Annotated in this window: 28 protein-coding genes; 10 read left to right on the top strand and 18 right to left on the bottom strand. The window is 34.7% G+C overall.

Annotated features, from left to right (window positions below):
- Window positions 1-5 precede the first annotated feature (5 nt).
- The 7 genes from RBQ61_RS08310 to RBQ61_RS08280 all read right to left on the bottom strand — a co-directional run bounded on the left by RBQ61_RS08310 (window position 6) and on the right by RBQ61_RS08280 (window position 6,566).
- Window positions 6-1,238, bottom strand: a complete 1,233-nt coding sequence (locus tag RBQ61_RS08310) for an efflux RND transporter periplasmic adaptor subunit (protein WP_308140019.1) — start codon at window positions 1,236-1,238, stop codon at window positions 6-8.
- Between the two features lie 164 nt (window positions 1,239-1,402).
- The gene (locus tag RBQ61_RS08305; RefSeq protein WP_308140018.1) at window positions 1,403-1,834 is read right to left on the bottom strand and encodes a hypothetical protein; all 432 of its coding nucleotides are present in this window, start codon (window positions 1,832-1,834) and stop codon (window positions 1,403-1,405) included.
- Between the two features lie 121 nt (window positions 1,835-1,955).
- The gene (locus tag RBQ61_RS08300) at window positions 1,956-3,239 is read right to left on the bottom strand and encodes a sensor histidine kinase (RefSeq protein WP_308140017.1); all 1,284 of its coding nucleotides are present in this window, start codon (window positions 3,237-3,239) and stop codon (window positions 1,956-1,958) included.
- A complete protein-coding gene (locus RBQ61_RS08295) occupies window positions 3,229-3,957 on the bottom strand; it encodes a LytTR family DNA-binding domain-containing protein (protein WP_308140016.1) in 729 nt (242 codons plus the stop codon). The genes RBQ61_RS08300 and RBQ61_RS08295 overlap by 11 nt, the downstream gene beginning before the upstream one ends.
- A gap of 144 nt (window positions 3,958-4,101) precedes the next feature.
- Entirely contained in the window at window positions 4,102-4,887 is a 786-nt protein-coding gene (locus RBQ61_RS08290) for an EcsC family protein (RefSeq protein WP_308140015.1), read from the bottom strand.
- A gap of 13 nt (window positions 4,888-4,900) precedes the next feature.
- Window positions 4,901-6,133, bottom strand: a complete 1,233-nt coding sequence (locus RBQ61_RS08285) for an MFS transporter (RefSeq protein ID WP_308140014.1) — start codon at window positions 6,131-6,133, stop codon at window positions 4,901-4,903.
- A 67-nt stretch (window positions 6,134-6,200) separates the two neighbouring features.
- Complete coding sequence (locus RBQ61_RS08280; protein WP_213924220.1) at window positions 6,201-6,566, bottom strand: VOC family protein; 366 nt, start codon at window positions 6,564-6,566, stop codon at window positions 6,201-6,203.
- A gap of 228 nt (window positions 6,567-6,794) precedes the next feature.
- Between RBQ61_RS08280 and RBQ61_RS08275 the strand changes: the two genes are divergently transcribed.
- The gene (locus RBQ61_RS08275; RefSeq protein ID WP_308140013.1) at window positions 6,795-7,427 is read left to right on the top strand and encodes an SIMPL domain-containing protein; all 633 of its coding nucleotides are present in this window, start codon (window positions 6,795-6,797) and stop codon (window positions 7,425-7,427) included.
- 70 nt (window positions 7,428-7,497) lie between these two features.
- Here RBQ61_RS08275 and RBQ61_RS08270 read toward each other — a convergent pair whose 3' ends face one another.
- From RBQ61_RS08270 to RBQ61_RS08255, 4 genes are all read right to left on the bottom strand, one after another.
- Window positions 7,498-8,646 (bottom strand): AI-2E family transporter, encoded by a 1,149-nt coding sequence (locus tag RBQ61_RS08270; protein ID WP_308140012.1) that lies wholly within the window; start codon window positions 8,644-8,646, stop codon window positions 7,498-7,500.
- Window positions 8,627-10,273, bottom strand: coding sequence for a hypothetical protein (locus RBQ61_RS08265; protein ID WP_308140011.1), 1,647 nt, complete (start codon window positions 10,271-10,273; stop codon window positions 8,627-8,629). Before RBQ61_RS08265 ends, RBQ61_RS08270 begins: the two co-directional genes overlap by 20 nt.
- Before the next feature lie 9 nt (window positions 10,274-10,282).
- Window positions 10,283-11,053 carry an ABC transporter ATP-binding protein gene (locus RBQ61_RS08260; protein ID WP_308140010.1) on the bottom strand — a complete coding sequence of 257 codons (771 nt, stop codon included), beginning with the start codon at window positions 11,051-11,053 and terminating at the stop codon, window positions 10,283-10,285.
- A gap of 325 nt (window positions 11,054-11,378) precedes the next feature.
- Window positions 11,379-11,834: an Hsp20/alpha crystallin family protein gene (locus RBQ61_RS08255; RefSeq protein WP_308140009.1), complete on the bottom strand. Its 456-nt coding sequence runs from the start codon at window positions 11,832-11,834 to the stop codon at window positions 11,379-11,381.
- 336 nt (window positions 11,835-12,170) lie between these two features.
- Between RBQ61_RS08255 and yedE the strand changes: the two genes are divergently transcribed.
- Genes yedE through RBQ61_RS08240 form a run of 3 tightly spaced genes read left to right on the top strand, consistent with a single transcriptional unit; the run spans window position 12,171 to window position 13,726 of the window.
- Window positions 12,171-13,268, top strand: coding sequence for a YedE family putative selenium transporter (yedE, locus tag RBQ61_RS08250; RefSeq protein WP_308140008.1), 1,098 nt, complete (start codon window positions 12,171-12,173; stop codon window positions 13,266-13,268).
- Between the two features lie 12 nt (window positions 13,269-13,280).
- Window positions 13,281-13,490 carry a sulfurtransferase TusA family protein gene (locus tag RBQ61_RS08245; protein WP_308140007.1) on the top strand — a complete coding sequence of 70 codons (210 nt, stop codon included), beginning with the start codon at window positions 13,281-13,283 and terminating at the stop codon, window positions 13,488-13,490.
- On the top strand, window positions 13,487-13,726 hold the full coding sequence (locus RBQ61_RS08240; RefSeq protein WP_308140006.1) for a DUF3343 domain-containing protein: 240 nt from the start codon (window positions 13,487-13,489) through the stop codon (window positions 13,724-13,726). The genes RBQ61_RS08245 and RBQ61_RS08240 overlap by 4 nt, the downstream gene beginning before the upstream one ends.
- A 110-nt stretch (window positions 13,727-13,836) precedes the next feature.
- Here the strand turns inward: RBQ61_RS08240 and RBQ61_RS08235 are convergent, their stop codons facing one another.
- From RBQ61_RS08235 to RBQ61_RS08225, 3 genes are all read right to left on the bottom strand, one after another.
- Window positions 13,837-14,835 (bottom strand): nucleoid-associated protein, encoded by a 999-nt coding sequence (locus tag RBQ61_RS08235; protein ID WP_308140005.1) that lies wholly within the window; start codon window positions 14,833-14,835, stop codon window positions 13,837-13,839.
- Window positions 14,836-15,021: 186 nt separating this feature from the next.
- Entirely contained in the window at window positions 15,022-15,213 is a 192-nt protein-coding gene (locus tag RBQ61_RS08230) for a DUF4177 domain-containing protein (protein WP_308140004.1), read from the bottom strand.
- A gap of 61 nt (window positions 15,214-15,274) precedes the next feature.
- On the bottom strand, window positions 15,275-16,681 hold the full coding sequence (locus RBQ61_RS08225; RefSeq protein WP_308140003.1) for a glycosyl hydrolase family 18 protein: 1,407 nt from the start codon (window positions 16,679-16,681) through the stop codon (window positions 15,275-15,277).
- A 254-nt stretch (window positions 16,682-16,935) separates the two neighbouring features.
- On the opposite strand from RBQ61_RS08225, the gene RBQ61_RS08220 reads away from it, so the two are divergent.
- Both RBQ61_RS08220 and RBQ61_RS08215 read left to right on the top strand, forming a co-directional pair.
- Complete coding sequence (locus RBQ61_RS08220) at window positions 16,936-17,910, top strand: biotin--[acetyl-CoA-carboxylase] ligase (protein ID WP_308140002.1); 975 nt, start codon at window positions 16,936-16,938, stop codon at window positions 17,908-17,910.
- Window positions 17,911-17,951: 41 nt separating this feature from the next.
- On the top strand, window positions 17,952-18,500 hold the full coding sequence (locus RBQ61_RS08215) for a biotin transporter BioY (protein WP_308140001.1): 549 nt from the start codon (window positions 17,952-17,954) through the stop codon (window positions 18,498-18,500).
- Between the two features lie 42 nt (window positions 18,501-18,542).
- Here the strand turns inward: RBQ61_RS08215 and RBQ61_RS08210 are convergent, their stop codons facing one another.
- Window positions 18,543-19,889: an FAD-dependent oxidoreductase gene (locus RBQ61_RS08210; protein WP_308140000.1), complete on the bottom strand. Its 1,347-nt coding sequence runs from the start codon at window positions 19,887-19,889 to the stop codon at window positions 18,543-18,545.
- Between the two features lie 201 nt (window positions 19,890-20,090).
- On the opposite strand from RBQ61_RS08210, the gene RBQ61_RS08205 reads away from it, so the two are divergent.
- Genes RBQ61_RS08205 through RBQ61_RS08190 form a run of 4 tightly spaced genes read left to right on the top strand, consistent with a single transcriptional unit; the run spans window position 20,091 to window position 22,996 of the window.
- The gene (locus RBQ61_RS08205) at window positions 20,091-20,810 is read left to right on the top strand and encodes a carboxypeptidase-like regulatory domain-containing protein (protein ID WP_308139999.1); all 720 of its coding nucleotides are present in this window, start codon (window positions 20,091-20,093) and stop codon (window positions 20,808-20,810) included.
- A gap of 12 nt (window positions 20,811-20,822) precedes the next feature.
- On the top strand, window positions 20,823-22,235 hold the full coding sequence (locus RBQ61_RS08200) for a peptidoglycan-binding protein (protein ID WP_308139998.1): 1,413 nt from the start codon (window positions 20,823-20,825) through the stop codon (window positions 22,233-22,235).
- 27 nt (window positions 22,236-22,262) lie between these two features.
- Window positions 22,263-22,412, top strand: coding sequence for a hypothetical protein (locus RBQ61_RS08195; protein WP_308139997.1), 150 nt, complete (start codon window positions 22,263-22,265; stop codon window positions 22,410-22,412).
- Between the two features lie 56 nt (window positions 22,413-22,468).
- On the top strand, window positions 22,469-22,996 hold the full coding sequence (locus RBQ61_RS08190; RefSeq protein ID WP_308139996.1) for a peptidoglycan-binding protein: 528 nt from the start codon (window positions 22,469-22,471) through the stop codon (window positions 22,994-22,996).
- Window positions 22,997-23,051: 55 nt separating this feature from the next.
- Here RBQ61_RS08190 and RBQ61_RS08185 read toward each other — a convergent pair whose 3' ends face one another.
- From RBQ61_RS08185 to RBQ61_RS08175, 3 genes are all read right to left on the bottom strand, one after another.
- Window positions 23,052-23,180 carry a hypothetical protein gene (locus tag RBQ61_RS08185; RefSeq protein WP_308139995.1) on the bottom strand — a complete coding sequence of 43 codons (129 nt, stop codon included), beginning with the start codon at window positions 23,178-23,180 and terminating at the stop codon, window positions 23,052-23,054.
- Between the two features lie 100 nt (window positions 23,181-23,280).
- Window positions 23,281-23,856, bottom strand: coding sequence for a xanthine phosphoribosyltransferase (locus RBQ61_RS08180; protein WP_308139994.1), 576 nt, complete (start codon window positions 23,854-23,856; stop codon window positions 23,281-23,283).
- A 131-nt stretch (window positions 23,857-23,987) separates the two neighbouring features.
- Window positions 23,988-24,851, bottom strand: coding sequence for a DegV family protein (locus RBQ61_RS08175; protein WP_308139993.1), 864 nt, complete (start codon window positions 24,849-24,851; stop codon window positions 23,988-23,990).
- Window positions 24,852-25,122: the final 271 nt, after the last annotated feature.

The raw sequence follows: 25,122 nt of genomic DNA, 5'->3' as shown, positions 1-25,122 counted from the left end.
CTACTTTATTCTTGATTTTCATTAATTGTAACAATCATACCATCCGTAAAACTTGCATCCGGATTAACAATAACCTTCATACCGGCATTAAGCTCACTGCTTATTATTTCTGTTTCAAGGTCAGTTACGAGCCCTGTATCAACAAGCACAGATTTTATTGAGCCATCATCCTGCTGTACAAACACTTTATTTTGATTGTTTTCATCTGTAATGATTGCTCCTGATGGAACCGCAAAAACATTCTCTGCCTTGTCAACTTTGATTTTTGCCGTAGCAATAACTCCAGCCATTAAATTTTCAGGCCTTTTTGTTACATCAATAACTACAGGTATAACTCTTTCCATCGTATTGTTATCTTTTTGTTCAGCTGTAGGAGAAATTCTGGAAACAATTCCTTCCGCAGTGTCAGCTCCCATAACATCCGAATGTATAACAACCTCCTGGCCTGTCTTTATCTTCCCTATATCATACTCACTGATAGACACCTTCATCTGAAGCTTGTCGAGATTTTCAACAACAAACATTGCTTTTTCGTCTTCGGTATCCTTGGCATACCTTCCCAGATTTACATTAACTCTTGTTACTGTACCATCTATAGGACTTTTAACATATATTTTTTCAAGATCCTCTTTTTTCTTTTCCAATTCCTGCTTTTGGATTTCTATTCGCTTAAGCTCGGCAGACGATGCAACTACTTTTCCGTTTGTTACATTAAAGCTTTCCAGATTTTTTCTCGCTTCTTTCAAACTCATTTCTAATTTGTCAAATGCCTCCTGAGTTATTATTTCGTTTATAAGAAGCTCTTTGTTCTGCTCATAATTTCCTTCAAGATCCTTAACCGAAAGAATTGCATTGTCATATTCTATCTGCTTAGCATTAAGCTTTTCGTCAAGTTCAAGGGTAGACAGTTCTATCTGATTCTCTTCAGAAGCTATTTGTTTTTCCAGCTCCTCGCTGTCAAGCACCGCCAATACCTGATCTTTTTTAACTATGTCTCCTTCCTTGACACGTATATCAATAATCTCATAGTTTAATGGAGACACCACATCTGCCTTTGCAATTCCCTCCAGTGGAGCTTTTACAGATATTATCTGCTCAATACTCTTTGTATCCAGAATTTCAGCATTAGCGTAAACTTCCGCTGTGCCTTTATCCTTGTTTAAGGCAGTAAAAACAGCCAAGGCTGCTATAACAATAAGTGCTGCAATTAATACTTTTTTTCTTTTAAATACTTTCATTTTACTCTCCAAATATTAAATTTCTAAACTCTGTTTCATAAATAATATTAGCCAAATCGGCCAGTATTAACCATAGAATTATCTTACATTATTAAAATTAACCTTACATTAATGCAAGGTTAGTTTTTTCTAAATATATCTCCTGATTTTCTTAAGTGTTCAGGTTATTGCCGCAATGTATTTTTCAATTGCGTTTTTATTTGATATCTTGCACCATTAAGCTCTTTATAAAGTATTTGTCTTGAATAATTTTTGTCTGAAATTTCATCTATTTCAAATCCAAGAATATCTCTCCACACTATTGATATTCTCATTATTGGTTCAAGAGACATCAACGTGGATTGAAACGGCTCATCATATGATTCCAGCCTTGAGGAATATTTAAAAACCTTATTGTCATTAATGTATTCTAACGCAAACAGCCTAATAACTTCACCTGCAGTTTTTTTGAAAAGCTGCGGCTGCACTTTCTCTGATAACTCACCTAAAAAAACATTGTCTATTGCATTATGAGATATGTCTGACGCCCGTTTTTCATCTCCTGTAAGGCGAAAAGCCACAGTATAAATTTTCTTAAAATAATCATTGACATTCAATGCAAATCCTCCATTGTTATTTAATGATAATTCTGAGAACATTCTATCACAAAAACATAAAGTGCGACGCTAATTGTAATAATTAACAGGAATTATGTAATAATTAAATTTTCTTTACTTCCTACAAGCAATTATATATTAACACATCAACAAAAAACATATTGCCGTTGTGATGTATCTCCATGGCACCGTTATATTTTTCCAGCGACTTCATTACACTCTTAATTCCCATTCCGTGGTTTTGCTTATCACATTTTGTTGTAGCCAGCACGCCGTCATCATAATGAAGATTTCCCGCAAACGAATTGGAAATGCTTATATATAATACATTCCTGTCAAGCTCCAGCATTATTTTGATTATTTTTTCATCGCATTTGCAGACTGCTTCTACTGCGTTATCAAGGAGGTTCCCAAGTACTACGCTTAAATCAAATGGCAAAATGTTGAGTCTCTCCGGAACATTAATGCTTATATCCGTATTTATACCAAGAGATTTTGCATTATGGAGCTTGTAATTAAGAATGCTGTCAATCTCAAAATTCCCGGATTTGGAATACTCATTCGTTATATCTGTGAACTTAAAAACACTGTTCAGATAATCCAGAGCCTTCTCGCTTTCATTATTTTCAATAAGTGTCTTTATTGAAAGCATATGATTTTTCATATCATGGCTGAACACTCTCAAATTTTCTTTTGATTGATTAATTATCTCAAGCTGCTCTAGATATGCATAATTTTGCTGTTGAAGCAGAGCATTCTCCATTTTTTCATCATAAGATTTTATTAAAAAGTCATACAAGTAAAATATAAATAAATTTATTATAAAAAGTATAATCACACTTGTAATTATTCCGGTTAGGTTATTAGGATTGGCTTTCATAACCATCATCAATGCCAGAATCAATGTACCGGCAGGTATTATAAATATTGAAAGCCAATGAAAAACCGAAACTTTAACATCATTTTTAATCCTCTTAAAGTTTGACAAAAGAAGCATAATGTTGTACGTAATTATTTTTATTGTTATTAGCGCGGCCATTAATTTGAGATCAGAATCCTTGGATATAATCGTTATGTCATAATATTGCATGGGCAATACAACGGACAACTCTATAATTGCAAGTATAACATAAATTGATATCGATACTGTAATTCTTTTTCTCAATGCAGCTTCATAGTTAAAAGTGATTAAAAAAAACATAATTAAGTTTGCAAAGACATTAAGCGTAGAATTGTTAAACGCAATGAACAGTAATCCTATAGTAAAAAAATAAAGTAAGTAGGATACCGCTTCTACCTTCTTATCTGTTTCAGCCACATCAAAAAAAATGCGCATAAATCTATAAATTATATATGTACCGAACGCATTTGTTATAAGGTATACTGAAGCAACATTATTTGTCATGCCGTTCTCTCAGCTTTCTTTGCATTATTTTTTCTCGGACTGTCTTTCTGTTATTTTGACTTATTGTCAAAATTTCTCCATTAATCATTTTTACATGCTCGTAGGTGTGTTCAATGCATTTCTTAAAATTTATTAAGTATGATTTATGTATCAGAATGAAATCATTATTCTTAATCTGCTCCTCAACTTCTGAAAGCTTACCGTAAAAGCTGCTGACTTCGCCATCCTGAATGACATTGACCTTGCGGCCCCTGCTTTCAAAATACAAAATATCATTTATGTTTACGTTGGTTGTAACATTTCCGTTTTTATACTCAAAAAATTTATTCTCTTTATTGAGAAGCTTAACCGCTTTCAGCAGAACTTCTTTGATTTTTTCCATGCTGACAGGTTTTATTAAAAAATTAAGTGGTCTTATATCAAACAATTCCATTGCATAACTTTCCTTGAATGATATGTATACAATCTGAGTAAGCTCATCACCAAATTCATCCCTTATCTTCCTACCTACCTCAACTCCACTGATTTTGCAGAGCTCAATATCAAGCAATATTATATCATACCTGCTTTTATTGTTAAGTGATTTGCACAGCTCTTCCCCGGAATAATATACATCCGTCTCAATTTCCTGGTTTATACAGTTTTCTATTTCCAGCAGCATGTCCTCCAGCTGCCGGCATATAATTTTTTCGTCATCACAAATTGCAATTCGTAACATTTCTCCACCGCTTTATCTAATGTTTCAAAATTTGTTCATATCTGCATAAGCTGCAGGCTTGTTGACCCCACGCAAATGAGATTATATTTCATCTGTTTTATTTATTGTATCATATTAAGTATTTAGAAGCATTTTTATAATTTATCATTTCTTATTATTTTTCAAATATCTTTTCTTGTACTTTATCAAACAATACCCGCTGATTTTATTTATTATCGAATAATTATATATGCTGCCCACCACGCCTACAACCGGTATGCCCTGTATAAATTTAGCTGTAAGCATAGAATCTGATAAAATCTTTGATGTATTTAGTATTTCTTTGTTCAAATCGTATTTAAACATAATATGATTATCTATTTTGTCCGATATTAAATCCACTCTTCGGTTGTATTTGCTCTGTCTTTCTCCGTTTGTGAGTGAAGCATTTATTATATTAAGAATATATATTTTTTCTTCTTCAAGTTCATAAAGAAACCCATAGCTTAATGATATCTCATAAACGGTTTTTAGTATCATTGCCGAAAAAAGAGGAATATCAGGTATTCCCATGCCCAATAATCCCAAGCCCGCGCCCTCCAGAGTTGAAATAGATGCATTTAACATAGTACTTTTTTTGGAATGCCCGTCAATTCTCCTGATACTTCTGCTATTTGAATTCTTTTTAAGGTTGTAGTCATGAATATTGTGATTGAATTGTATTTTATTTTTATTGTACAGTTTTTCAATATACTTTGTTCCATTTTTGAAAATAAGCTTAAAAGACTTATAAAATGCCGCATCCAATGTATTTTTTAAAGAATCTGGTATTTTTGACTCAACTTTGTTAACTATGGGTTCTATTTTTTCTCCCATAATTCCCTGTTTTTTATTCAGAATTTTTAATTCTTTTTTTTCAAGCTTTCTTAAATGCTTTTTTATAATATCCATAAATATTTCCATCCTACTGTGCAAGTTTATCAGTCGGTACCTGTTTCCCAGCTTCAATCAAAATTTTATTTTTCCCAAAGAAAAGTGACATTGCAATAATTATCCCACCTGTTACCAAAAGAATAATTTCTATTTCTACATAATCCGAAACAGGACCAAAAACAAGCATTCCAAAAGGCATCATTATACTTGATATCATTCCGAGAATGCTGAATACTCTGCCCATAAAATTTGCTTCGACCCTTTCCTGAAGCAACACTATGGCAGGAGTATTAAGTATTGGCATAGCTACTCCGAACAGACAAATAATAGAAATATATACCCAGAAATATGGTACAATGCCTAGTAACACTGTACACACACCTATAATAATACAGGCTGTCGCCATTGTGTGTATTCTGTTTTTGAATCCCTCCCAATATGCCATCAGAGCACCTCCAATTACCATGCCTGCCGAAAATACAACCTCAAGAGTCGTAAGACGCCACACATCATTTCCAAAGCTTCTTGCGACCTGCAATGGTGTCAGAAATGCCGGAGGGGCAAGCAATACATAAAATACAGCTAAAAAAGAAAAATATATCTTCAAAAATTGACGTTCGTTAATATATTTTATTCCTTCTTTCATATCTTTAAAATAGTTTAATTTATGCTCTTCCAATGCCTTTGCGTGTGGAGCAGCATGAAGAAAAAAAACTAAAATTGATATTGCTACTACAGCAGTTATAACATCAACTAAAAATATGACTTTTATACCTATCAAACTTAACAATGCTCCGCTTGCCATTGGAGAAAACAGTGTAGCCATAGCCTGCAAACTTCCGTTAGTAGCATTGACCTTAGTGAGCTTATCTTCGGGAACAAGCTGAGGAATAAATGCGTTAACAGCAGGAGTCTGTACTCCTGAGCCAAAGGCTCTTATGACTGATGCAGCAAATAACAGCCATATGGATTCATATCCCATGTAAAACAAAATTGCAAGAATGAGTGTCGCCAACGCTATAAATGAATCTGCAAGAATAATTAACTTTTTTCTGTCGTAACGGTCTGCCCAGACCCCTGCAAATGGGGATAATACAAAAATAGGAAGAAATCCACATAAAATTGATATTGTCATCATAACTCCTGACCGAGTTTCAAGAGTTATGTACCACATTATTGCATATTGAACCAACGAAGTCCCGAACAATGAGATAATTTGGCTCAGTAAAAACAAAACAATATTTTTTTTCCAATCTTCATTCATATATTAAATTCTCCAACCTCATATCGTCTTTATTAAATGCTGCATTTCAGTTTTATATTTGCTGATTTCAGTCAAGCTGTTCTGCAAACTGTATCTTTACTCCGTTAGGGTCCTGAATGATAAAGTATCTTATATGCGGATTCGGCTGAACAGGACCGGTTTTTATTTCAATTCCTCTTTTATTTACAGACTGAACTGCCTTATCAAGTGAATCAACCTTAAAGCCAAGAGTAACCGCATTTCCTGGATTTATATTCTTTATTTTTTCATTACAAATTAACTCTATCTTTGTCTCACCTTCACCTAAAAAACAAATTTCCATTCCAGGTGCTCCGCTGAATCTTCTTTCTAATTTCAACTCTAAAAATTCCTGGTAAAATTTCAAGCTTTCTTCCATATTATTCACCAAAATTGTTGTCCATAAAAATTTCATACTTACCTCCGATTATGTATCTTTAATACAATATAATATATTTATTTGCCATATGCAATAATTTTAACAATTAATAAATTGTTCGCCATTAATATTTGGTTAATTTCTCATTAGAATATGTTTCATTTAACAAAATTTTTACCATTAACACGTCATATTTGCTATAACAGGTACAGCCGACTGCCTTCTGTCATATAATAAATAATATATTGCAGAAAGGAGCTTTTCATGTCTAAATATTATAACGACAATTTACATAACAGGACGATGACAATGACTGGTCAGGGCCAGATTTCAGCAATTCCTAATTTAGCCGTACTGCGTCTTGGCGTGCAGACAACAGGAGAAAATTTGGTCAATATTCAATCCGATAACGCTCAAAAAACTCAATCAATCATTGATATTCTTAAACGGATGGGTGTTTCTGACATTAAAACGTATCAGTACACAATAGACAAGATGTACGACTATGAAGACGGAAGACGCATAGACAAAGGATATTCTGTAAAAAATATACTGGAAATAAGAACGTCAAATATGGACAGAGTAGGTACCATAATAGATGCCTCTGTAAATGCCGGAGCTAACATAATCGACCTGATTTCATTTGAGGTCTCAAACAAAGAATATTATTACCAGCAAGCGCTTAACATGGCCGTGATGAACGCTATTCAGAAAGCAAAATCAATTTCTCAGAATTTAGGAATTTCTGCCAACCCTGTTCCAATGAGAATAGTTGAAAGCGGTACACTTCCTATACAACAACCATATTACAGGCAGGAACAACTTGCATCATCTACACCGGTCATGCCAGGAAATATTAAAATTGAAGCTTTTGTAACCGTAGATTTTACATTTTAACTTCGGAGTGTTTTTTCAAACATACTAATTATGGGCCTGTCATAAAAAGGCAGGCCGCATACTTTATTCTTTATATTTCATTTCTTTTGTTTACAGCTTTTCTAAGTAATTTGTAAGCAGTCGCCACTAACGGAACTCCAAACAAAATGCCTGTTATTCCCATTAAACCTCCACCTACGGCCACAGCCGCAAAAACCCATATTCCAGGAAGCCCTATACTGCTTCCTACAACCTTTGGATATATAAAATTTCCTTCCAGCTGTTGAAGCACAACTATAAACACAAGAAACAATACTGCCTGAAACCAGTCTATAGTTACTATTAATAAAAATCCCAACACTGCTCCTATATATGCCCCAAGCATCGGAATAAGCGCTGTCAATCCAATAACCGGCCCTATGACTTTAGCATATGGAAACCTAAGGATAAGCATTCCTATGGTGCATAGAATTCCCAATATAACAGCTTCCTTGCACTGGCCCACTATGTAGCCTGAAAAAGTATCATTTGCAGTTTCCATAACTTCATAAAGTTTTTTTCTTGTGCTTGGTTTTATATATGCTTTAAATAGCCTATCAAATCTACGTTTCAATTCTTCCTTATCGGCCAGTATATATATTCCGAAGGTTAGTGCAAGTATAAATTTTATAACAGCTCCAAAAGCAGAGCCTATAAATGATACGGTACCGAATGTCCAGTTCCCCAGAATTTCCATGCTTTTTTTCAACACCTCTTCACCGTTCATGCTAAAGCCCTCCACCTTTTTCTGCAGTGACGGTATAACGTCCGAATTGTCAATGGCCCATTTTAAAGCACTGTCATAAACGTCAGGGAATCCCTTTATCAAGAGAGATACAAATTGGACAATTTGCGGTATGACTATATTAAGAAAAAATATAACTACTAAAATAATTGTCAGCAAAGAAAAAAGTATGCTCATTCCTCTTTTAGACTTATTGACTAATTTGTTTCTGCTCCTGGGGAAATATATTCTTTCGTAAAAAACAACCAGAATATTCAAAACAAACGCAATCGCAGCACCGTATATAAGCGGTGAAATAACGGCATTTATTTTTCTCATCACACCAATAGCGGCATCGAAATTAAGGACTACAATCATAACTAGCCCAATTAAAAGTATCATTTTTACAATAAAGTTCCGCTTTTTTAAATCATCCATCATGGCATCCCCTCTTTTATCATATTTTCTTTGCTTCATTTACTGGCTTAGTAACCTTAGGAGAAACAAATATCCAACTTAACGGCAGTAAAACCGCCATTAGGCCGATATAAATCCACACTCCCATTTGGAATCTTCGAAAAACAACATGCATAATAACTATGCATACTATCACTCCCAGTGAATAAATAAATTTATCCATATCTTTACCTTGGTTTGATTCATCTATAGGTCTTGAAAAAGGAAACTCTGTAAGATATATTCTCCCCAGCACCGGAAATATTGCTATAGTTGCAATCAGCATAGAAACTATATCAACAGCAAATCTATCCTTAAAAAGCACTATATAAATTGCACTGTTCACTATCATTAAAGGTATAAAAAGACGTATTACAACTGCTTCTAAAATTCCTCTGAACATCTTTTTTGTATCGGTAAATCCTGTAACAGCATATATATATGCACCCTTCCACGCGGATGAAAACAGTACAAGGTTTATGACAGAAGGAATAATCAGCAGATTAAAGTAAAGATACAGATATTCAAACCCAAGCGGTTCATAGCCCTTTCCCCTGACCCCCATATTAAATATCATGAGTACAGGAAGCAAAATTCCCGTAGACAGAGCAGGATATATTTTCAGCTTAAGGCTTCTATCGCTTCTAATTACAGAATTTGCAAAATGAAATGACTGCCTTGTCACCTCATTTCTGTTTAAAACTCTGCCCACAAGTGATTCAATCGGATGCCTCAAAGGCTTTTCACCTCCGTCACTTTCCAGCTTGAGCAAAAGAGATTCCATTTTTTTGCTTAGTTTTATATACACTATAAAGCAACTTACTGGGACTACAATTAATAACAATACAAATATGTACAGATACATTTCATCGCCACCGTTGAACAAGATTTCAAATGGTGCGCCGAACCACAGTATGGGATTTAAATAATTATAAACTTTAAAAGTATAGGTTATATTTTGCAGATCAGAAAAATCAATCATTCTAATTGCAATTTGATACCCTACAGTTACCAAAATTGTAAGCAGAATCTGAATATAATTAATTATATTCCTTAAAAACTCTCCGTCAAAAAATCTTAGCACCAAAATATATATAAATGCCGTAACCAAAAATATAAGCAAATCCATAAACAAAATTTCCAGCAACAACACAGGTATTGCCAACACTCCGTTTAGCATTACAATAGCTACAAGAGACGGGCCTGCAAGAAAGATATTGAGCCGAAACATGTATATCAAAATATGCAGAACCTTTGCCAAAGACACAGCTTTGCTATCCACAGGCTTGGTCATTAGAATATTCTTATCCTTTGTATCCAAAAGTACGAATGAAAAATCTGAAATCAGGTACATAGTTGTCATAAAAAACATCGCCCCTGAAAAATATATCATTCTTATCATTTCATCATTTATAAAATATATGAAAAACGCGAGAAATAAGCCAAAAATTAGATGAAGCAGGTATCTCTTAATGAATGAAGGATTTTCTGTTTCATTTTTTTTGTTTTGCCCTGATATAACAGGAGCTTTTCTTGAATCAAGCAAAAGCTTTGTATTTAATATTATTCGCATCATTTCATAGTCAATTCCTAATCTTCCAAACAAACCTTTAAAATTATCAAGAATTTTTAAAGACATAAATTCCATAATTACCTCCTAGCTCATAAATGCATCAATAAACTTATGAGCAAGCTTTTCATGATCGTGAAAACCTGTTACATCATTAAATATAGATTCAAGTGAAGAGTCAGATTTCTTTTGTCTAACCTCGTTCATTGTGCCGTCCAAGACAATATTGCCTTCATTTAACAGAAGTAACCTGTCGCTGAGTTTTTCCACAACCTCAAGTATATGTGACGAATAAAAAATAGTCTTTCCTGAATTTTTCAAGCCCTGAATAATTTCCTTAAACACAAGGACGCTGTTTGCATCTATACCGCCAAGAGGCTCATCCAGAAAAAGTATATCGGGATTATGAAGCATTCCAGTTATAATAGACAGCTTCTGCCTCATTCCTTTTGAAAATGTGTGAATCCTTCCGTCAATAGCTTCCTCAATACCAAATACACTCATCATCTCCTTTGCCTTTGAAACCGCCTTAATAGATCCTATACCGTAAAGCATACCTATAAACCCAATATATTCGCAGGCTGTGAGATTATCATACATATCCGATATCTCGGGAACATACCCGATTTTTCTCTTATAGTCGGTTTGTCCTTTGATATTTTCGCCGAATACATATACATCACCATCATAATCGTCAATCAAGCCGAGTATAATCTTTATTGTAGTGCTTTTACCGGCTCCGTTTGAACCTATATATCCTATAATTTCACCGCTGTTAACCGTAAAATTAATATCCTTAAGTACCTCCTTGCTTCCAAATCTTTTACTCACATGATTCAATTTCAAAACGTCAGCCATAAATCCTCCTGAAAATGCGCTTGCTTCAGAAGCGCGCCAATGCATTTTTTTAATTTAAATATATTATTGCTGTAAATCAATGGGGCTTTCATTCTTATCTCCCAAATTTTTAAAAAGAATTCCTTATTCTACTTATTATCATCAGCAAGTACACCTGAATATCCATTAATATGCTCACCTTGAAATAATAATATTATCTTAACATATAATTATCATTATTTCAGCTCAAATGTTAAAATTAATAATCATTCTGCCATAAATAACAGATGACACAAAGCACAAAAAAAGTAAAGGAAACAGATTAATACCTGCTTCCTTTACTTTTTTATTCAATATCGATTTTAACAGATTTATTTGGTCTTGATTCTTTTGGAACCGCAATTTTTAAGACGCCGTTATCAAGGCCGGCTTTTATATCCTGCGATTTTGCATCCTCCAGGTAAATGCATCTGCTCATTGAACTGTAACGTCTTTCTCTATGAATGTAGTTTTTCTTCTCTTCATTTACATTTTCTTCTTTTTTTACATTAATACTTAGTTTCCCGTCATCCATTTCAATATTTACTTCATCTTTGCTGACACCCGGCAGCTCTGCTTCAATTAAGTATTTTTTATCGTCTTCCTGAACATCGACCTTGAAGGTATCTTTAATAAAATTCTTGCCTGATGGCCAGTTAAAATTAAAAAAGTCATCAACCATGTTGTAAAAGTTACCAAAATCATCAAAATCCTTACTCATTAAACTTCTGTTCTTTCTGTTAAATGGTACTAATCCAGACATGCTCAACATCTCCTTTATTATTAAATTTATTTTGTTAGCACTCTCGTCTGGTGAGTGCTAATCTTATGGTTATATAATACCACTCATTTATAATTTGTCAACTACTTTTAGAAAAGATTTTTAATTTTTTTCATCTTTTTCTCATTTAATAATTAAAATGTTTAACTATTAGTAGGAGTTATTTTCAAAAACAAATGTAGAATTATTAAAATACATCCATTTTTTCTTAAAATATAAATGTTTGTTATGCAATGTGCTGCTTTTTTAACTTTTTTCTATTTTACTTTCAAAAGATTGTGAAATATAATACAATTATTGATATGTTAGGAGGAAGAAATGGAAAAAGAAAAATTATCAGACGAAAAAATACCTTTTTTTGAAAGCAAAAAAGGTATAATTTTTGCCGGCGGAGCAGTAGGAATCATAGCTTTAATATTAGTTGCTCTTGGAAACCCCCAAAACATGGGATTCTGCATAGCATGTTTTGAAAGAGACATAGCAGGAGCTTTAGGCCTCCACAGAGCGGCGGTAGTTCAATACATAAGGCCTGAAATAATAGGATTAATCTTAGGAGCATTTATTGCCGCTTTAGCAGGTAAAGAGTTTAAGTCTAAAGGTGGATCTTCACCAATTACAAGATTTTTCATAGGAATAGCCGTAATGATTGGCGCCCTGATGTTCTTAGGATGTCCTCTGAGAATGGTACTTAGAATAGGCGGAGGAGATCTAAATGCAATTGTTGGACTGGTTGGTTTCATGGCCGGAATAGGTGTGGGAATATTATTTTTAAATAAGGGTTTTTCGCTCAAAAGAAATTACAAAACATCCTCATTTGACGGATATGTAATGCCTATTGCATCAGTTGGACTGTTTATACTTCTGCTGGCTGCACCAGCGTTCATTTTCTTCAGCGAAGAAGGTCCTGGAAGCATGCATGCACCAATTTTTATTGCACTTGTATGCGGCTTGATTGTAGGATTTTTATCACAAAAGACAAGACTTTGCATGGTTGGAGGCCTCAGAGATAAAGTAATGTTCAAACAGAATTACTTGCTTCTTGGCTTTGTTGCAATTATTGTTGTAACAGCAATAGGCAATCTTGTTCTCGGAAACTTCAACCTAGGGTTTGCTGAACAGCCTGTTTCACATACTGACGGCCTTTGGAACTTCCTCGGTATGGCTCTTGTAGGTTGGGGATCCGTTCTTTTAGGCGGCTGCCCGTTGAGACAGCTTATACTTTCAGGTGAAGGAAATTCAGATTCAGCTGTTACAGTCTTCGGAATGATAGTCGGTGCCGCATTTGCTCATAATTTTTCTTTGGCTTCAAGCGGAAACGGACCTACTCCAAATGGACAAATTGCAGTTATAATATGTTTTGCATTTATATTGCTTTTGTCAATAGCAAACTCAGATTTGCTTAAAAAAAATAGTTAAGAGGTGAAAAAAATGAGAATTGATACATGTGGTACTTCTTGCCCTCAGCCGGTATTAATGACAAAAAAAGCTCTGAGTGGCAATACGGGAGCAGATAAAATTGAAGTGCTGACAGACAATAACACTTCAAAAACAAACGTAAAAAAATACCTTTTAAGCAATGGATTCAATGTTGAAATAGAAGAAGCTGATGATTTATTTATTGTCAGAGGAATAAAATGAAATACACAGTAGTTTTTCATACTCAGTCCGGTGCAATAAAGTTTGACAGCAAAATGAAAAAACTAAACATACCCTGCACCTTGCAGCCTGTACCGAGAAAGCTCAGTTCCAGCTGCGGAATATGTGCCAGGCTTGCTTATGAGGAAAATCCTCTAACTCTTGTAGAACCGGAAATTGAAAGAATTTATGAGGATAAATCAACTAACCAATATGTGCTGTTGTATGAAGATGAATAATCCAATAGTCGCAGATATTTCTGCGTACCACCAGCATAAAATTAAGGTTGCGAAATGCAAAAAAGGCTGTCTCTTTTTAGAGGCCGCCTTTTTAACGCGTTCAAACATTATTATTTGTCAACTATGTTGTCAATATTTTTCAGCATAATTGAAATTGTACCATTAGTGTTAGTAATAAACTCTACCTTTTCCTTGTCACTCAACATTTCATAAGGAATATTTATTTCAATTCCTTCATCGGTAATAAATTTTTGCTTAGTTTTTATTTTATTTGCATAGTTAAAGTTTACTTTGATTTCCGGCTCTCTTATGCCCTTCATCTGAATTTCTTCGTTGTATACCTTCCTTGCAGCCTCATCCTTAAACGCTTTTTCAGATATTTCTTCTATGTTTATATTCAACTTTTCTTCAACATTTTCTCTTATTATATTTTTTACACGGCTTTTCATAAGCATATCATCATCGTAGTATTCCTTGATAATTTTATCTGTCGCTTGAGTTATAATTTTCACTTTTTCCTTGTCAGGCTTCTCCTCCTTACATTCAAGTATGTGCTTTGAAATATAGTAGCTGGGTTCATTATAAACCTGGCATTTTCTCTCTTTTACAAATACATCAAGGCTGTTTAAATCGACAAATATGAATTCGTCTATTTTTTGTGATGTAGCCGGCAATGAACAAGGCTGTTCTATTATAATATTTTTTGTAGTGTCATCCTGCTTCGTAAAATGGATATATCCTTTTTTGTAATTGAGCTTAAGTATCACTATATAGTCCTTGTTAAATACATTAGCTTGTACAAACATCAAATCACAAGGTTTTATATCAGGGTTTTCAGCTATTATCTTAAAGAAAAATTCAGAAACCTCTCTTGAAAATTTTATAAAGTCATCATTTTTTAAATATTGATTAACCAGCTTTAAAAATATTCCATCTTGATTTACAAATTTTGTTTTCTTTAAATCTGCGTCATTATAACTCTTTAAGATGTGTTTTTCCGTATATTCTCTCATCTGATCATTAAATGACATGAGATTTTCGGAAAGAACAGGAATTCCAAGACTTGGATCAAGAATGTGAAGTATCGCCTTCGTTATTGAAACACTCATTTTTACCTCTCCATAAAGTTGATTATTCAATTATACATCATAAGCATTTTATTTACCAAACATTCTGACCAAAATTATGCACATTTTTTACTCCTGTGTTTTCAGTTTCCCCAGTGTATGGTTTTACTCATCAAAAAAGCCCTAACTATACACTTAGTCAATTAAGGACTTAATTTTAATATTTAATCACTCTTGTTTCATTTCCCTTTCAAACACCAGGTCAAATTCGAATATAACACCATGTCCGTTGCTTTCCGTTGGTATGGCAGTTACAAATCTCCATCCTTCTCTGCTGTACCTGTCTATTAACTCTCTGTGGTTTTGTTTTCCGTTAAATACTCCTCCTGTTGTTGCCTTTACAAACTTGTACTTGTACATTCTTCCACACTCCTCACATCTTATTTTATTAAAGCTATATAATGTCTATCTTAATATAAATCTAATTAGTTTCCTGTTCCTTTTCTGTCAACAAAACTGTTCTGCTGCTGCCGTGCCAGTCAATTTGATACTCGAACGCTTCAAAAACCGTTCTTAGTGGAATGTACGTTCTTCCGCTTATTATAAATGATTTTGCATCTGTTTTAATTTCTTTTTCATTTATATAAACAACATCTTTATCAACTGGAATTTTTACTGTTATATCATCCTTGACAGCAGTTACAATTCTATTTTCATTGTCATATCTCACTTTCGCTCCTATTGCCTCCAGAGGCATCCTGAGCGGAAGCATCGTTCTGCCTGCTTCACTTATAAACGGCTTTCCATAGCCTTCGCTTTCCGAAAACACCAATTCCCTTCCATTTAAAACAACTGTTACATAACTGTTCATTTCATCTGCTGATAAATTAGCAGTTTTCTTAACGATATCGTCTATCATGGAGACTATGCTATATTTGTCATTTGTGTCTTCATTGACATCAAAAAGCATTACTCCCCCCGCCTTGCTCAAAGATATTACAGTCTTTTCTCTTAACGTATTTATTCCGTTATAATATGATTCCAGCGGGTCTGTTGGCGCATAATCCGTATATGCATATTCTGTATTCATAGAAACTAAATGTCTGTACTGCATCCAACTGGGTCTGGCATATAGAGGCATTCCAAGTACAATTTTCTCGGACGGTACTCCTCTGTTCAGCCAATAATCTATGGATGTTTCGGAAAACCACAAAGGGCTGTGATCGGCATTACTTATATCATATGCCATTACATTTATAAAACTGAAACTTTCAAGACATTTGTCCGTCAGTACCATAGAAGGCTCCGGCCCAGCAGTCTTAGACCAAGCACCGTTTAGTGCCGCTGTCATTTCCTTTCCCATCTGTTTTAGTGCTTCACTCAACTCAACTGCAAGTTTTTCATAATCAAATGCAGTATTTGCATTTGGATGCTCCCAGTCAAGCTCAACTCCATCAAGGTTGTATTCTTCAACAATATCAGCTATATTTTCTATAAACGCTTTTCTCTTTTCATCCGATGAAGCAATCTCCTCAAATACAGGCTGCAAGGTGTTCCCTTCATATGACCAGCCTCCCACAGCAATGAAAACATTCGTTCCATCAGCATGGCATTTTTCAACCAATTTTCTAAGTTTCTCTGGATTCTTCAATTCAATAAGCGAACCATCCTCTTGAGGAATCAAAAAAGCATATATGACATGAGTCAACTTATCCGTCTGCAAATTCTCCAAGGGCTCATCAAACAAGTCCCCCGAATAATATCCTATAACTTTAAACTTTTTTCCGCTTTCATTTTCATCGTATTCTGCGGCAGATGCATTTACCAAGAATACATTAACAAACAAAATCAATGCAATTAGACCGTATGTTAAATTTTTTCTTTTCATAATAACCCTCTCTTAAATATATTCCAATGTTTCCTTATACATTTTAACTCCATACACAAAAATATTGCCTAATGCAATACAAAAATCAGCCGGTATTTTTTATCTCTTTCTTATAATAGACTTATTCTGTTCAAAATTTGTTCCAAAATAAAATTAAAATCTTTTACAATAAGATAGATGTATTGTTAACCATTTTTTTTTTTTGGTTGACAATCTTTCTTTGTAATTATATAATATCATATCGAGGTGATAGTATGACAGTAAAAAATGAGGTTTTAAATATTTTGGAGCAATATAAAGGCAAGAGTATCTCCGGACAGGAACTGGCAGAAAAACTATGTGTTTCCAGAACATCTATATGGAAAGCAATTAATTCGCTAAAAAATGAAGGTTACATAATCACAGGAGTTTCTAACAAAGGGTATTCACTGTCAAAAACTTCGGATATTTTATCATCAGAGGGTATTAGGACATTTTTAAGCGACGAATACAAAAATATATCTTTGACCGTTCACAAAACTATTGGTTCCACAAACACAGAAGCAAAACTTATGTCAATGAAACATGCAGATCATGGAACTGTAATTTTGTCTGAGGAGCAAACCGAAGGCAGAGGCAGAATGGGAAGAAGTTTCTATTCTCCGTCCGAATCCGGCATTTATATGAGTATTATTTTAAAGCCAAAGCTGAACATATCTGATTCTGTGCTGATTACTACTGCCGCAGCAGTTGCCGTATGTCTTTCCATCGATAAATTCACAAACCAATATGCTGAAATCAAATGGGTCAATGATGTATATATTGGCGGTAAAAAAGTTTGCGGAATATTGACGGAAGCAGTTACTGATATGGAAAGCGGAACAGTGAGCAGCATCGTAGTCGGCATAGGTTTAAATGTCCAGACCGAACTTTTCCCGCCGGAGCTAAAAGAAACAGCCGGATCTATATTTAGTTCAAGGGAAGGTCACTCCATACGAAATCAACTTTCAGCAGAAATAATAAACAATATTTTGTCAATATGCAATGAAATTGAAACCCGGTCATTTTTAAAGATATATAAGGATAGGTCCATGATTTTAGGCGAAAGAATAAGATACCTAAAAAATGGCAAGTGGATTGAAGGGTACGCCCAGGATATAGATGAACATGGTGGGCTGGTTGTCTTCCACGATGACGACAATAAGGAAATTCTCCATTCAGGAGAAATATCTGTTAGAAAGCAACAATAAGAAAAAGAACATCATTTTAATATACTAAATAAGGAGTATTTATGACTACAATGAAACTTACAGCAAAGGATATTACACAAATAGGAATGTTTTCCGCATTGACTGCAATAGGTGCATTTCTTACAATTCCCGTAGGGCCTGTGCCAATTACACTTCAATCTTTTTTTGTACTTTTATCAGGTATAATGCTTGGTTCAAAAAAAGCAATGTATTCACAACTGGTTTATATTCTGCTGGGATTAGCAGGCCTCCCTATATTTTCAGGTTTTTCAGGGGGATTGCAGCACGTCCTTAAACCAAGCTTCGGATTCCTAATAGGATACATATTTGCAGCATATATCACAGGAAAAATAGCCGAAAAAAATTCAACAGCAAAAAACTTATTACTTGCTGTATTTGCAGGAACTGCGGTATTGTACGCTATCGGGATTCCATACATGTACTACATACTGAATATAATGCTTGCAAAGAACTTTACAATGGCTCAAATACTAAATATGGGGATGTTCATGTTCATTCCGGGAGATACGTTAAAAGCCGCCGTTGCGGTGTTTGCAGGGGAAAAAATAAAGGCAAGGCTTACTGTATAACTTCATATACCGCAAGCCCCGCACCAATTTTGTGAGCGGCAGCTACTTTTTGCGATTGCCGTCTAAAGCCGCTCTCAATTTTGCTCCCGAATAATAAACCGGATCTCTAGGAATAGAATATGGTGGTGAATAAGCCAAATCTAAATGCATTAAGTCTTCAGCTTTTGCCTTCAATGAAATAGCAGTTACAAATACATCAAGCCTCTTATCTACTCCTTCGAAGCCTACTATTTGAGCTCCTAAAACAATTCCTGTCTTTCTGTCGGCAACAGCTTTTATAATTATTGGCTTTCCACCCAAGTATTCAGGTTTATTATATTTTTGATCTATTATAGAAACCGCATCATATCCATTCATTTTAGCTTCTGCTTCAGATAATCCGGTCTGCCCTACAGTCATATCAAAAATTCTGTAAATTCCCGTTCCTAGTATGCCTCTAAATTCATCAGCTTTTCCGCATATGCTGCTTCCTGCAATTGTTCCCGTTTTATTGGCGGTTGATCCCAACGGCCTGTACATAGCTTTACCGGTAATTGTATTATAAGATTCTGCACAGTCCCCGCAACTGTAAATGTCAGCGATATTTGTTCTCATATGCTTGTCAGTTTTTATCGCTCCTGTAACTCCTATTTCAACTCCTGCGCCGGCAGCGAGCTCAACATTCGGCTTTATACCTGCAGCAACCAGTATTATGTCGGCTTCAACAATTTTTCCGTCATTTAATACTACACCTTTTTCATTGATTTCTTTTGTAGGTGCATTCGTAATTACTGTGACCTTTTTTTGTGTTAGATAATTTTCAATATAGGATGTCATGTCTCCGTCCATGCCTTTTGAAATTGTAGACCGTGCAATTAATGTCACTTCCATTCCAAGCTTTTTAAAACTTTCGCACATTTCCATACCTATAAAACCGCTTCCGATAATTGCAGCCTTTTTAGGAATTTCGCTTTCAATAAATGATTTAATTAAATTCATATTTTCTATATTTCTCAAAAAGAAGACATTATTTCTTTCAATTCCTTTTATATCAGGTACATCAATTCTTGCTCCAGTTGCAATTATAAGCTTATCATATATGTCAGTAAATGTTTCATTCATTAAAATGTTTTTAACTGTAACTGACTTTGAATTCGGATCTATTGACACAACCTCATGCTCGGTCATTACGTCTATATTGCTTTTCTTCTTAAAAAATTCAGAGTTCCGAGGAATTAAACTGCTTAAATCTGTAAATTCGTTGCTAATATAGTATGGCATGCCACACCCTGCATACGAAATATATTTATCCCTTTCGTAAATTACTATTTCTGCATTTTTATCGTTTCTTCTTATCTCTGTTGCAGCAGATGTGCCTGCTGCTACTGCACCAACAATAATTATTCTCATAAATCCTCCTCATCTAAAATATAATTAATAAATACCCTATATATCTTATTCTAAACCGACATATGTCAATTTTATCTGCTATAACAGATATTTTCAGGCTTGTACTATTTTGCGGCATCTGCTGTTCGCATAAACTCGCTGTTTAAATCAATGATAAACTCTTTCGATTTTTCAATCACGGGATAAGCAAATCGAGTCTGAATGCATATAATAGATATTATTTACTATGTAATTTATCGGAAGGATGTGACTATTCTGAAAAATAAAAATTATCCATTTATACCAGATTCATATTTAAAAGACAATTATTTTAGCAGTAATGAGTCCTATACGGCACGAAATATACTGTCAAACAAAATCTATTCTTCATCTGTTTTTGCCCAGGAAACTCCTCCGTTATCTCCGGAACAGAAACCTGAGAATGAACAGCAGCCTGCTATACGAGAACAGGCTCCCGAATCGGGACTCCCGCCAGGCGATATTCCTGCAGCTCCGGCAGAGCCCAGTAAGATAACCGAAGAAGAATCGGAAGAAGTTGGATACATATCAGTGGGCGTTTTTACTGCGTCAGGCGCTTTGCCTGTGGAAGATGCCGTTGTTACAGTATACACACTCGATGAAAACAATGAAGAAAATGTCATAACACATCTTGTCACAGATGCTAACGGTCAGGTTCCCACAATAGAATTGCCTGTACTATATGACGGTACAGCCTCTGGTGGAAGGTCTTATACAACTTACAATCTACGAATTCAAGCTATTAACTATTATACTGTAAACATTCTTGATTTCCGTGTGTTTCCTGACATTACAACAAATTTTACTATTGATATGATTCCGGTAGCAGCAGGCCCGACAGAATCAAGACCTGATATGACTTTTGTCATACCTCCGAGTCCGGCTGATATTTCAAATGATTAAGGTGGTGCTATAATGAGTATAGAAATTCCGGGATTAACACAAGTTGTAATACCGGCCGCAATAACAGTTCATCTGGGATCTCCGGATGAAGTTGCCGAAAACGTAACGGTATCTTTTTTAGACTATATAAAAAATGTTGCCTCCAGTGAATTATATCCCACATGGCCTGAAGAGGCTCTGAGAGCAAATGTATACGCCATAGTTTCTACAGCATTAAACAGAGTCTTTACTGAGTGGTACAGGTCAAGAGGGTACAATTTTGATATTACCAACGATACCCGTTACGACCAGGCCTTCGTTCCAAACAGAGGAATATTCGACAACGTTGCAGCTATTGTTGATGATTTATTTGACAGTTACATCGTAAAACAAGGACGTCTTGAACCTCTTTATGCACAATTCTGCGACGGTCGTATTTCACAATGCCCCGGGCTACTTCAATGGGGTTCAGTAGATTTATCTGAGCAAGGTTATACACCATATGAGATTCTTCAATATTATTACGGGGATAATATTGATTTAAGAACCGATACTCCATTAGCTGAAGCATATGAAACATTTCCTGGAATTCCGCTTCAGCTGGGGGACAACAACCCCTATGTGCTTCTGATGCAAATTTCGCTTAATACAATTTCCACAAATTATCCGGCAATACCGAAAATTCCAAGTCCCACAGGAACATTTGACGAACCAACACAAGCAGCCGTAGAAGAATTTCAAAGAATTTTTAACCTCCCGGTTACAGGTATCATAGATAAACCGACCTGGTACAGCATTCGAAGAATATACACTGCAGTAACATCCTTGGCCGAATTAACTTCACAAGGTATTATGCTGAGTGAAATTCCTCAATTTACACCGACGCCGGGATCCGAGGAGGTAGTACCGAGAGTTCAGGCAGTTCAGTATTTTCTTAACGTTTTGTCCGCATATTATAATACAATTCCTTCGGTTGATATCAGCGGTATATTAGATACTCTTACGAGAACATCCATAATGGAATTTCAAAACACATTTGGGCTTCCCATAACAGGAATTGTAGACGAACAAACATGGAATGCCATGTATGACGCTGTTGAAGGAATACTCGAGACACTGCCGCCGACTGCCATCGCTCTTCCTTCTCTGCTATGGCCCGGCACCGTATTCCAACTGGGCTCTGAAGGGCCGGAAATATATATACTTCAACAATACCTGGCATATATAGGTTCTGTACTTGAAGGATTGCCTCCCATAGATCCCGATGGAGTGTACGGACCAAAAACAGAACAGGCCGTAAGAGACTTTCAAAATTATTTTGGAATAGATGAAACGGGTGTGGTGGATCAATACACTTGGAACAGAATAATACTTATATATAGAAATCTAAGATTTGGGAATTCAAGAAATATAGGTCAATTCCCCGGGAGTGATATTGGAGGTTAATAATTAAATCTGCCTGTATTGCATAATATGGAAACACCTACAGAGAATGGTTCTTCAGAGTATCATCTTGTTATTGAATCGCCGGGATATCATACAACCGTTGTTATAGACGTAGAAATATATCCTGATATAGTAACACAATTTAATATAAATCTAACTCCGGTTCTCAGAAAGTAGAAGAAAAAATAAATAAGATACCAGTGCCGGCTAATGTATATATAAAGGAGGTAAAAATGAAAAGTAAGTTAGACGCTGTGAAAGCTGCAAATCCTGTTCTGGAAATACAATTTAAATTGAGAGATATTTCTAATATACATCAAGATATCCCTAAAGTACTGCCCACCGGAAAATTTAACGGAGAAACTGAACTTGCAGTAAAGGAATTTCAAAAAAAATTTAATCTCCCCGCTACCGGAAAGGTTGACTTTTCTACATGGAGCACTCTCAATAAGGAACATGCGAACTGTATGCACTGTATCAATACTCCAAGCCCAGTATGTTGCTTTCCAAAAAATGTTGAGTCATACAAACGAGTCGACAGTTGCAATTTAATTTATATATTACAAATAATACTAAAAAACTATCATAAAAAATATAAAAATTATCCAGATATTGATTTGAACGGAGTATTTGATGAACGAACAGAAGAAGCTGTTAAAATGTTCCAAAGGTCAAGCTACTTGCTCGAAACCGGAAAATTAGACAGACAAACGTGGAATTTACTTAATAAAATACATGAAATATGCAATCTGTATGAATAGTATTAATGAATCATCGATAAATAAGACCGCTTACACGGTCTTATTTATTTACAACTTACTTATTTTTCTCCCAGGCAATTAAAACAATATCTCTGCCTAATTCCATTTTCATTTGTTCTTCCATGCGTTTGAAATATTCGCAGTCATTTTCCTTCATATTAGCTATGCAGTAATTTTTATCCATAGTTAAACCATTACCTCCATTGTAAGTAAGAGACTGATTATCAGTCTTTTTTTAGTTTAATCAATATGATATAAAATATTCAGCACAATGTTCATTTGGATTAATCTTCCCTGAAAACAATTTTTCCGTTCTTCATATCTTCTACAATTGCAAGACTTTTTAAATTAAAGCCTTCATTTCTTAAATAGCTCCCGCCTTTTTGAAATCCTTTTTCTATGGCAATGCCGATACCTTCAACAGACGCACCGCTTTCATTCACCAGTTTAATCAAGCTTTTCATAGCATTTCCTTCTGCAAGAAAGTCATCTATTATAAGCAATTTATCTTCGCTATTTAAGTATTTTTTGCTTATCATGATATTATATTCCTTATTCTTTGTGTAAGAAAAAACTTTTCCATTATATATATCCTTATCTAAATTAAGGCTTTCAGTTTTTTTTGCAAAAACAACCGGAACGTTAAAGCACAATGCAGCCATCGAAGCTATTGCAATACCACTTACTTCAATTGTCAATATTTTCGTTATATCCCTGTCTTTAAAAAGCCTGTGCAGCTCTTCTCCCATTTCGTATAAGAAGCCTATATCAAGCTGATGATTCAAGAAGCTGTCAACCTTCAGAACATTGCCTTCCCTTATTTCACCGCGGTCTATTATCATTTTCTTTAATTTATCCATAGCCATCCTCAAATTAAATTATGTATTACAAGCTGTTATAAATAGTTATATTATCAAAACTATGCACATAAATCAAGGCAAACCAAAAAATATAAATCATTTTCTTCCTTGTTTTGCGCAATTTACGAATTTTACCTTTTTTCTCCCATAAATACGAGGCATATCATCCCTGGCCCGGTGTGCGATCCAATTATAGGTCCTATATTATTAATAACCACATCTTTTACCTTAACCCTTTTCATAACCAATTCTTTCAGATGCTCCGCGTCTTCAGCACAATCGGCATGATTTATAAAAACCACTTGCTCTTCTGGGGTTTCAATCAATTGAAGTTTATCAAGCAATTCTTTCAGTGCTTTTTTTCTTCCTCTTATTTTTTTGATAATATTTAATTTTCCTTCGTCATCTACATTAAGCATAGGCTTGACATCAAGCATGCTTCCTACTGCAGCAGCGGCAGCAGATATCCTACCGCCCCTTTTTAAATGATCCAGACTGTCAATAATAAACCAATGGTTGGATCTAAGTTTATTGTTTTCAACCCACTCAATAATTTCGCCATATGATTTTCCATTCTTTAAAAGATTATTGGCATAAAAAATTATTGCGCCCAGGCCTATGGAAGCACTTTTCGAATCAATTACCGCAATATTCGCATCAGGAATTTCATCAAGTATATTGTTTCTGGCAAGTATGGAATTATTGAATGTTTGGCTCAGAGCCGAGGAAAACCCTATATAAATAACTGCTTTTCCTTCATCTATATATCTTCTAAATACTTTTTCAAAATTATACACAGATATTTGTGAAGTAGAAGGCATTGCTCCATGCCTCAGCTCGTCATAAAATCTATCGTAGCTGAGAGATTTTCCAAAATCATCAACATATCCCTTTTCTCCTATAGTATATGGGAAAGGTATAGCTTCCAAACCATTCTCATCTAAATATTCTCGCGACAAATCACAGCTTGAGTCTGTTAAAATAATAGTCTTCATCAATAATTTCCCCTTCTAGTCCTATCTTCATTTATGTAAATTTACTTTAGTAATATCTCTATTATAAAGTAAATTTCATAATTTGAAAACTATTTATTATTTTATATGAATTCCTGACATAAAAAAACAGCATAGTCTGTAGAATCAGATATACTGTATTAAGTCAAAACTGAAATTATTTTTATTTTTTATATTTAAGTATCTCATCCAGCAAATTTTCATTTTGCGCTATAACCAGCGTATTTGATAAAGGAACACATATGAAATTTTA

Source organism: Sedimentibacter sp. MB35-C1 (genome assembly GCF_030913635.1).
Classification (GTDB): Bacteria; Bacillota; Clostridia; order Tissierellales; family Sedimentibacteraceae; genus Sedimentibacter.
Note: the sequence above shows the minus strand (reverse complement) of the source record. Positions and strands in the feature narration are given on the sequence as shown.

What these genes read in the sequence shown, in the direction of transcription:
- RBQ61_RS08200 (WP_308139998.1), top strand. Translation starts at nt 20,823, where the DNA reads ATGAGTATAGAAATTCCGGGATTAACACAAGTTGTAATACCGGCCGCA.
- RBQ61_RS08190 (WP_308139996.1), top strand. Translation starts at nt 22,469, where the DNA reads ATGAAAAGTAAGTTAGACGCTGTGAAAGCTGCAAATCCTGTTCTGGAA.
- RBQ61_RS08225 (WP_308140003.1), bottom strand. Translation starts at nt 16,681, where the DNA reads ATGAAAAGAAAAAATTTAACATACGGTCTAATTGCATTGATTTTGTTT.
- RBQ61_RS08195 (WP_308139997.1), top strand. Translation starts at nt 22,263, where the DNA reads ATGGAAACACCTACAGAGAATGGTTCTTCAGAGTATCATCTTGTTATT.
- RBQ61_RS08220 (WP_308140002.1), top strand. Translation starts at nt 16,936, where the DNA reads ATGACAGTAAAAAATGAGGTTTTAAATATTTTGGAGCAATATAAAGGC.
- RBQ61_RS08255 (WP_308140009.1), bottom strand. Translation starts at nt 11,834, where the DNA reads ATGTCTGGATTAGTACCATTTAACAGAAAGAACAGAAGTTTAATGAGT.
- RBQ61_RS08265 (WP_308140011.1), bottom strand. Translation starts at nt 10,273, where the DNA reads ATGGAATTTATGTCTTTAAAAATTCTTGATAATTTTAAAGGTTTGTTT.
- RBQ61_RS08235 (WP_308140005.1), bottom strand. Translation starts at nt 14,835, where the DNA reads ATGAGTGTTTCAATAACGAAGGCGATACTTCACATTCTTGATCCAAGT.
- RBQ61_RS08275 (WP_308140013.1), top strand. Translation starts at nt 6,795, where the DNA reads ATGTCTAAATATTATAACGACAATTTACATAACAGGACGATGACAATG.
- RBQ61_RS08280 (WP_213924220.1), bottom strand. Translation starts at nt 6,566, where the DNA reads ATGAAATTTTTATGGACAACAATTTTGGTGAATAATATGGAAGAAAGC.
- RBQ61_RS08210 (WP_308140000.1), bottom strand. Translation starts at nt 19,889, where the DNA reads ATGAGAATAATTATTGTTGGTGCAGTAGCAGCAGGCACATCTGCTGCA.
- RBQ61_RS08270 (WP_308140012.1), bottom strand. Translation starts at nt 8,646, where the DNA reads ATGAAGCAAAGAAAATATGATAAAAGAGGGGATGCCATGATGGATGAT.
- RBQ61_RS08215 (WP_308140001.1), top strand. Translation starts at nt 17,952, where the DNA reads ATGACTACAATGAAACTTACAGCAAAGGATATTACACAAATAGGAATG.
- RBQ61_RS08300 (WP_308140017.1), bottom strand. Translation starts at nt 3,239, where the DNA reads ATGACAAATAATGTTGCTTCAGTATACCTTATAACAAATGCGTTCGGT.
- RBQ61_RS08175 (WP_308139993.1), bottom strand. Translation starts at nt 24,851, where the DNA reads ATGAAGACTATTATTTTAACAGACTCAAGCTGTGATTTGTCGCGAGAA.
- RBQ61_RS08240 (WP_308140006.1), top strand. Translation starts at nt 13,487, where the DNA reads ATGAAATACACAGTAGTTTTTCATACTCAGTCCGGTGCAATAAAGTTT.
- RBQ61_RS08185 (WP_308139995.1), bottom strand. Translation starts at nt 23,180, where the DNA reads ATGGATAAAAATTACTGCATAGCTAATATGAAGGAAAATGACTGCGAA.
- RBQ61_RS08295 (WP_308140016.1), bottom strand. Translation starts at nt 3,957, where the DNA reads ATGTTACGAATTGCAATTTGTGATGACGAAAAAATTATATGCCGGCAG.
- RBQ61_RS08180 (WP_308139994.1), bottom strand. Translation starts at nt 23,856, where the DNA reads ATGGATAAATTAAAGAAAATGATAATAGACCGCGGTGAAATAAGGGAA.
- RBQ61_RS08285 (WP_308140014.1), bottom strand. Translation starts at nt 6,133, where the DNA reads ATGAATGAAGATTGGAAAAAAAATATTGTTTTGTTTTTACTGAGCCAA.
- RBQ61_RS08260 (WP_308140010.1), bottom strand. Translation starts at nt 11,053, where the DNA reads ATGGCTGACGTTTTGAAATTGAATCATGTGAGTAAAAGATTTGGAAGC.
- RBQ61_RS08290 (WP_308140015.1), bottom strand. Translation starts at nt 4,887, where the DNA reads ATGGATATTATAAAAAAGCATTTAAGAAAGCTTGAAAAAAAAGAATTA.
- yedE (WP_308140008.1), top strand. Translation starts at nt 12,171, where the DNA reads ATGGAAAAAGAAAAATTATCAGACGAAAAAATACCTTTTTTTGAAAGC.
- RBQ61_RS08245 (WP_308140007.1), top strand. Translation starts at nt 13,281, where the DNA reads ATGAGAATTGATACATGTGGTACTTCTTGCCCTCAGCCGGTATTAATG.
- RBQ61_RS08205 (WP_308139999.1), top strand. Translation starts at nt 20,091, where the DNA reads ATGCATATAATAGATATTATTTACTATGTAATTTATCGGAAGGATGTG.
- RBQ61_RS08310 (WP_308140019.1), bottom strand. Translation starts at nt 1,238, where the DNA reads ATGAAAGTATTTAAAAGAAAAAAAGTATTAATTGCAGCACTTATTGTT.
- RBQ61_RS08230 (WP_308140004.1), bottom strand. Translation starts at nt 15,213, where the DNA reads ATGTACAAGTACAAGTTTGTAAAGGCAACAACAGGAGGAGTATTTAAC.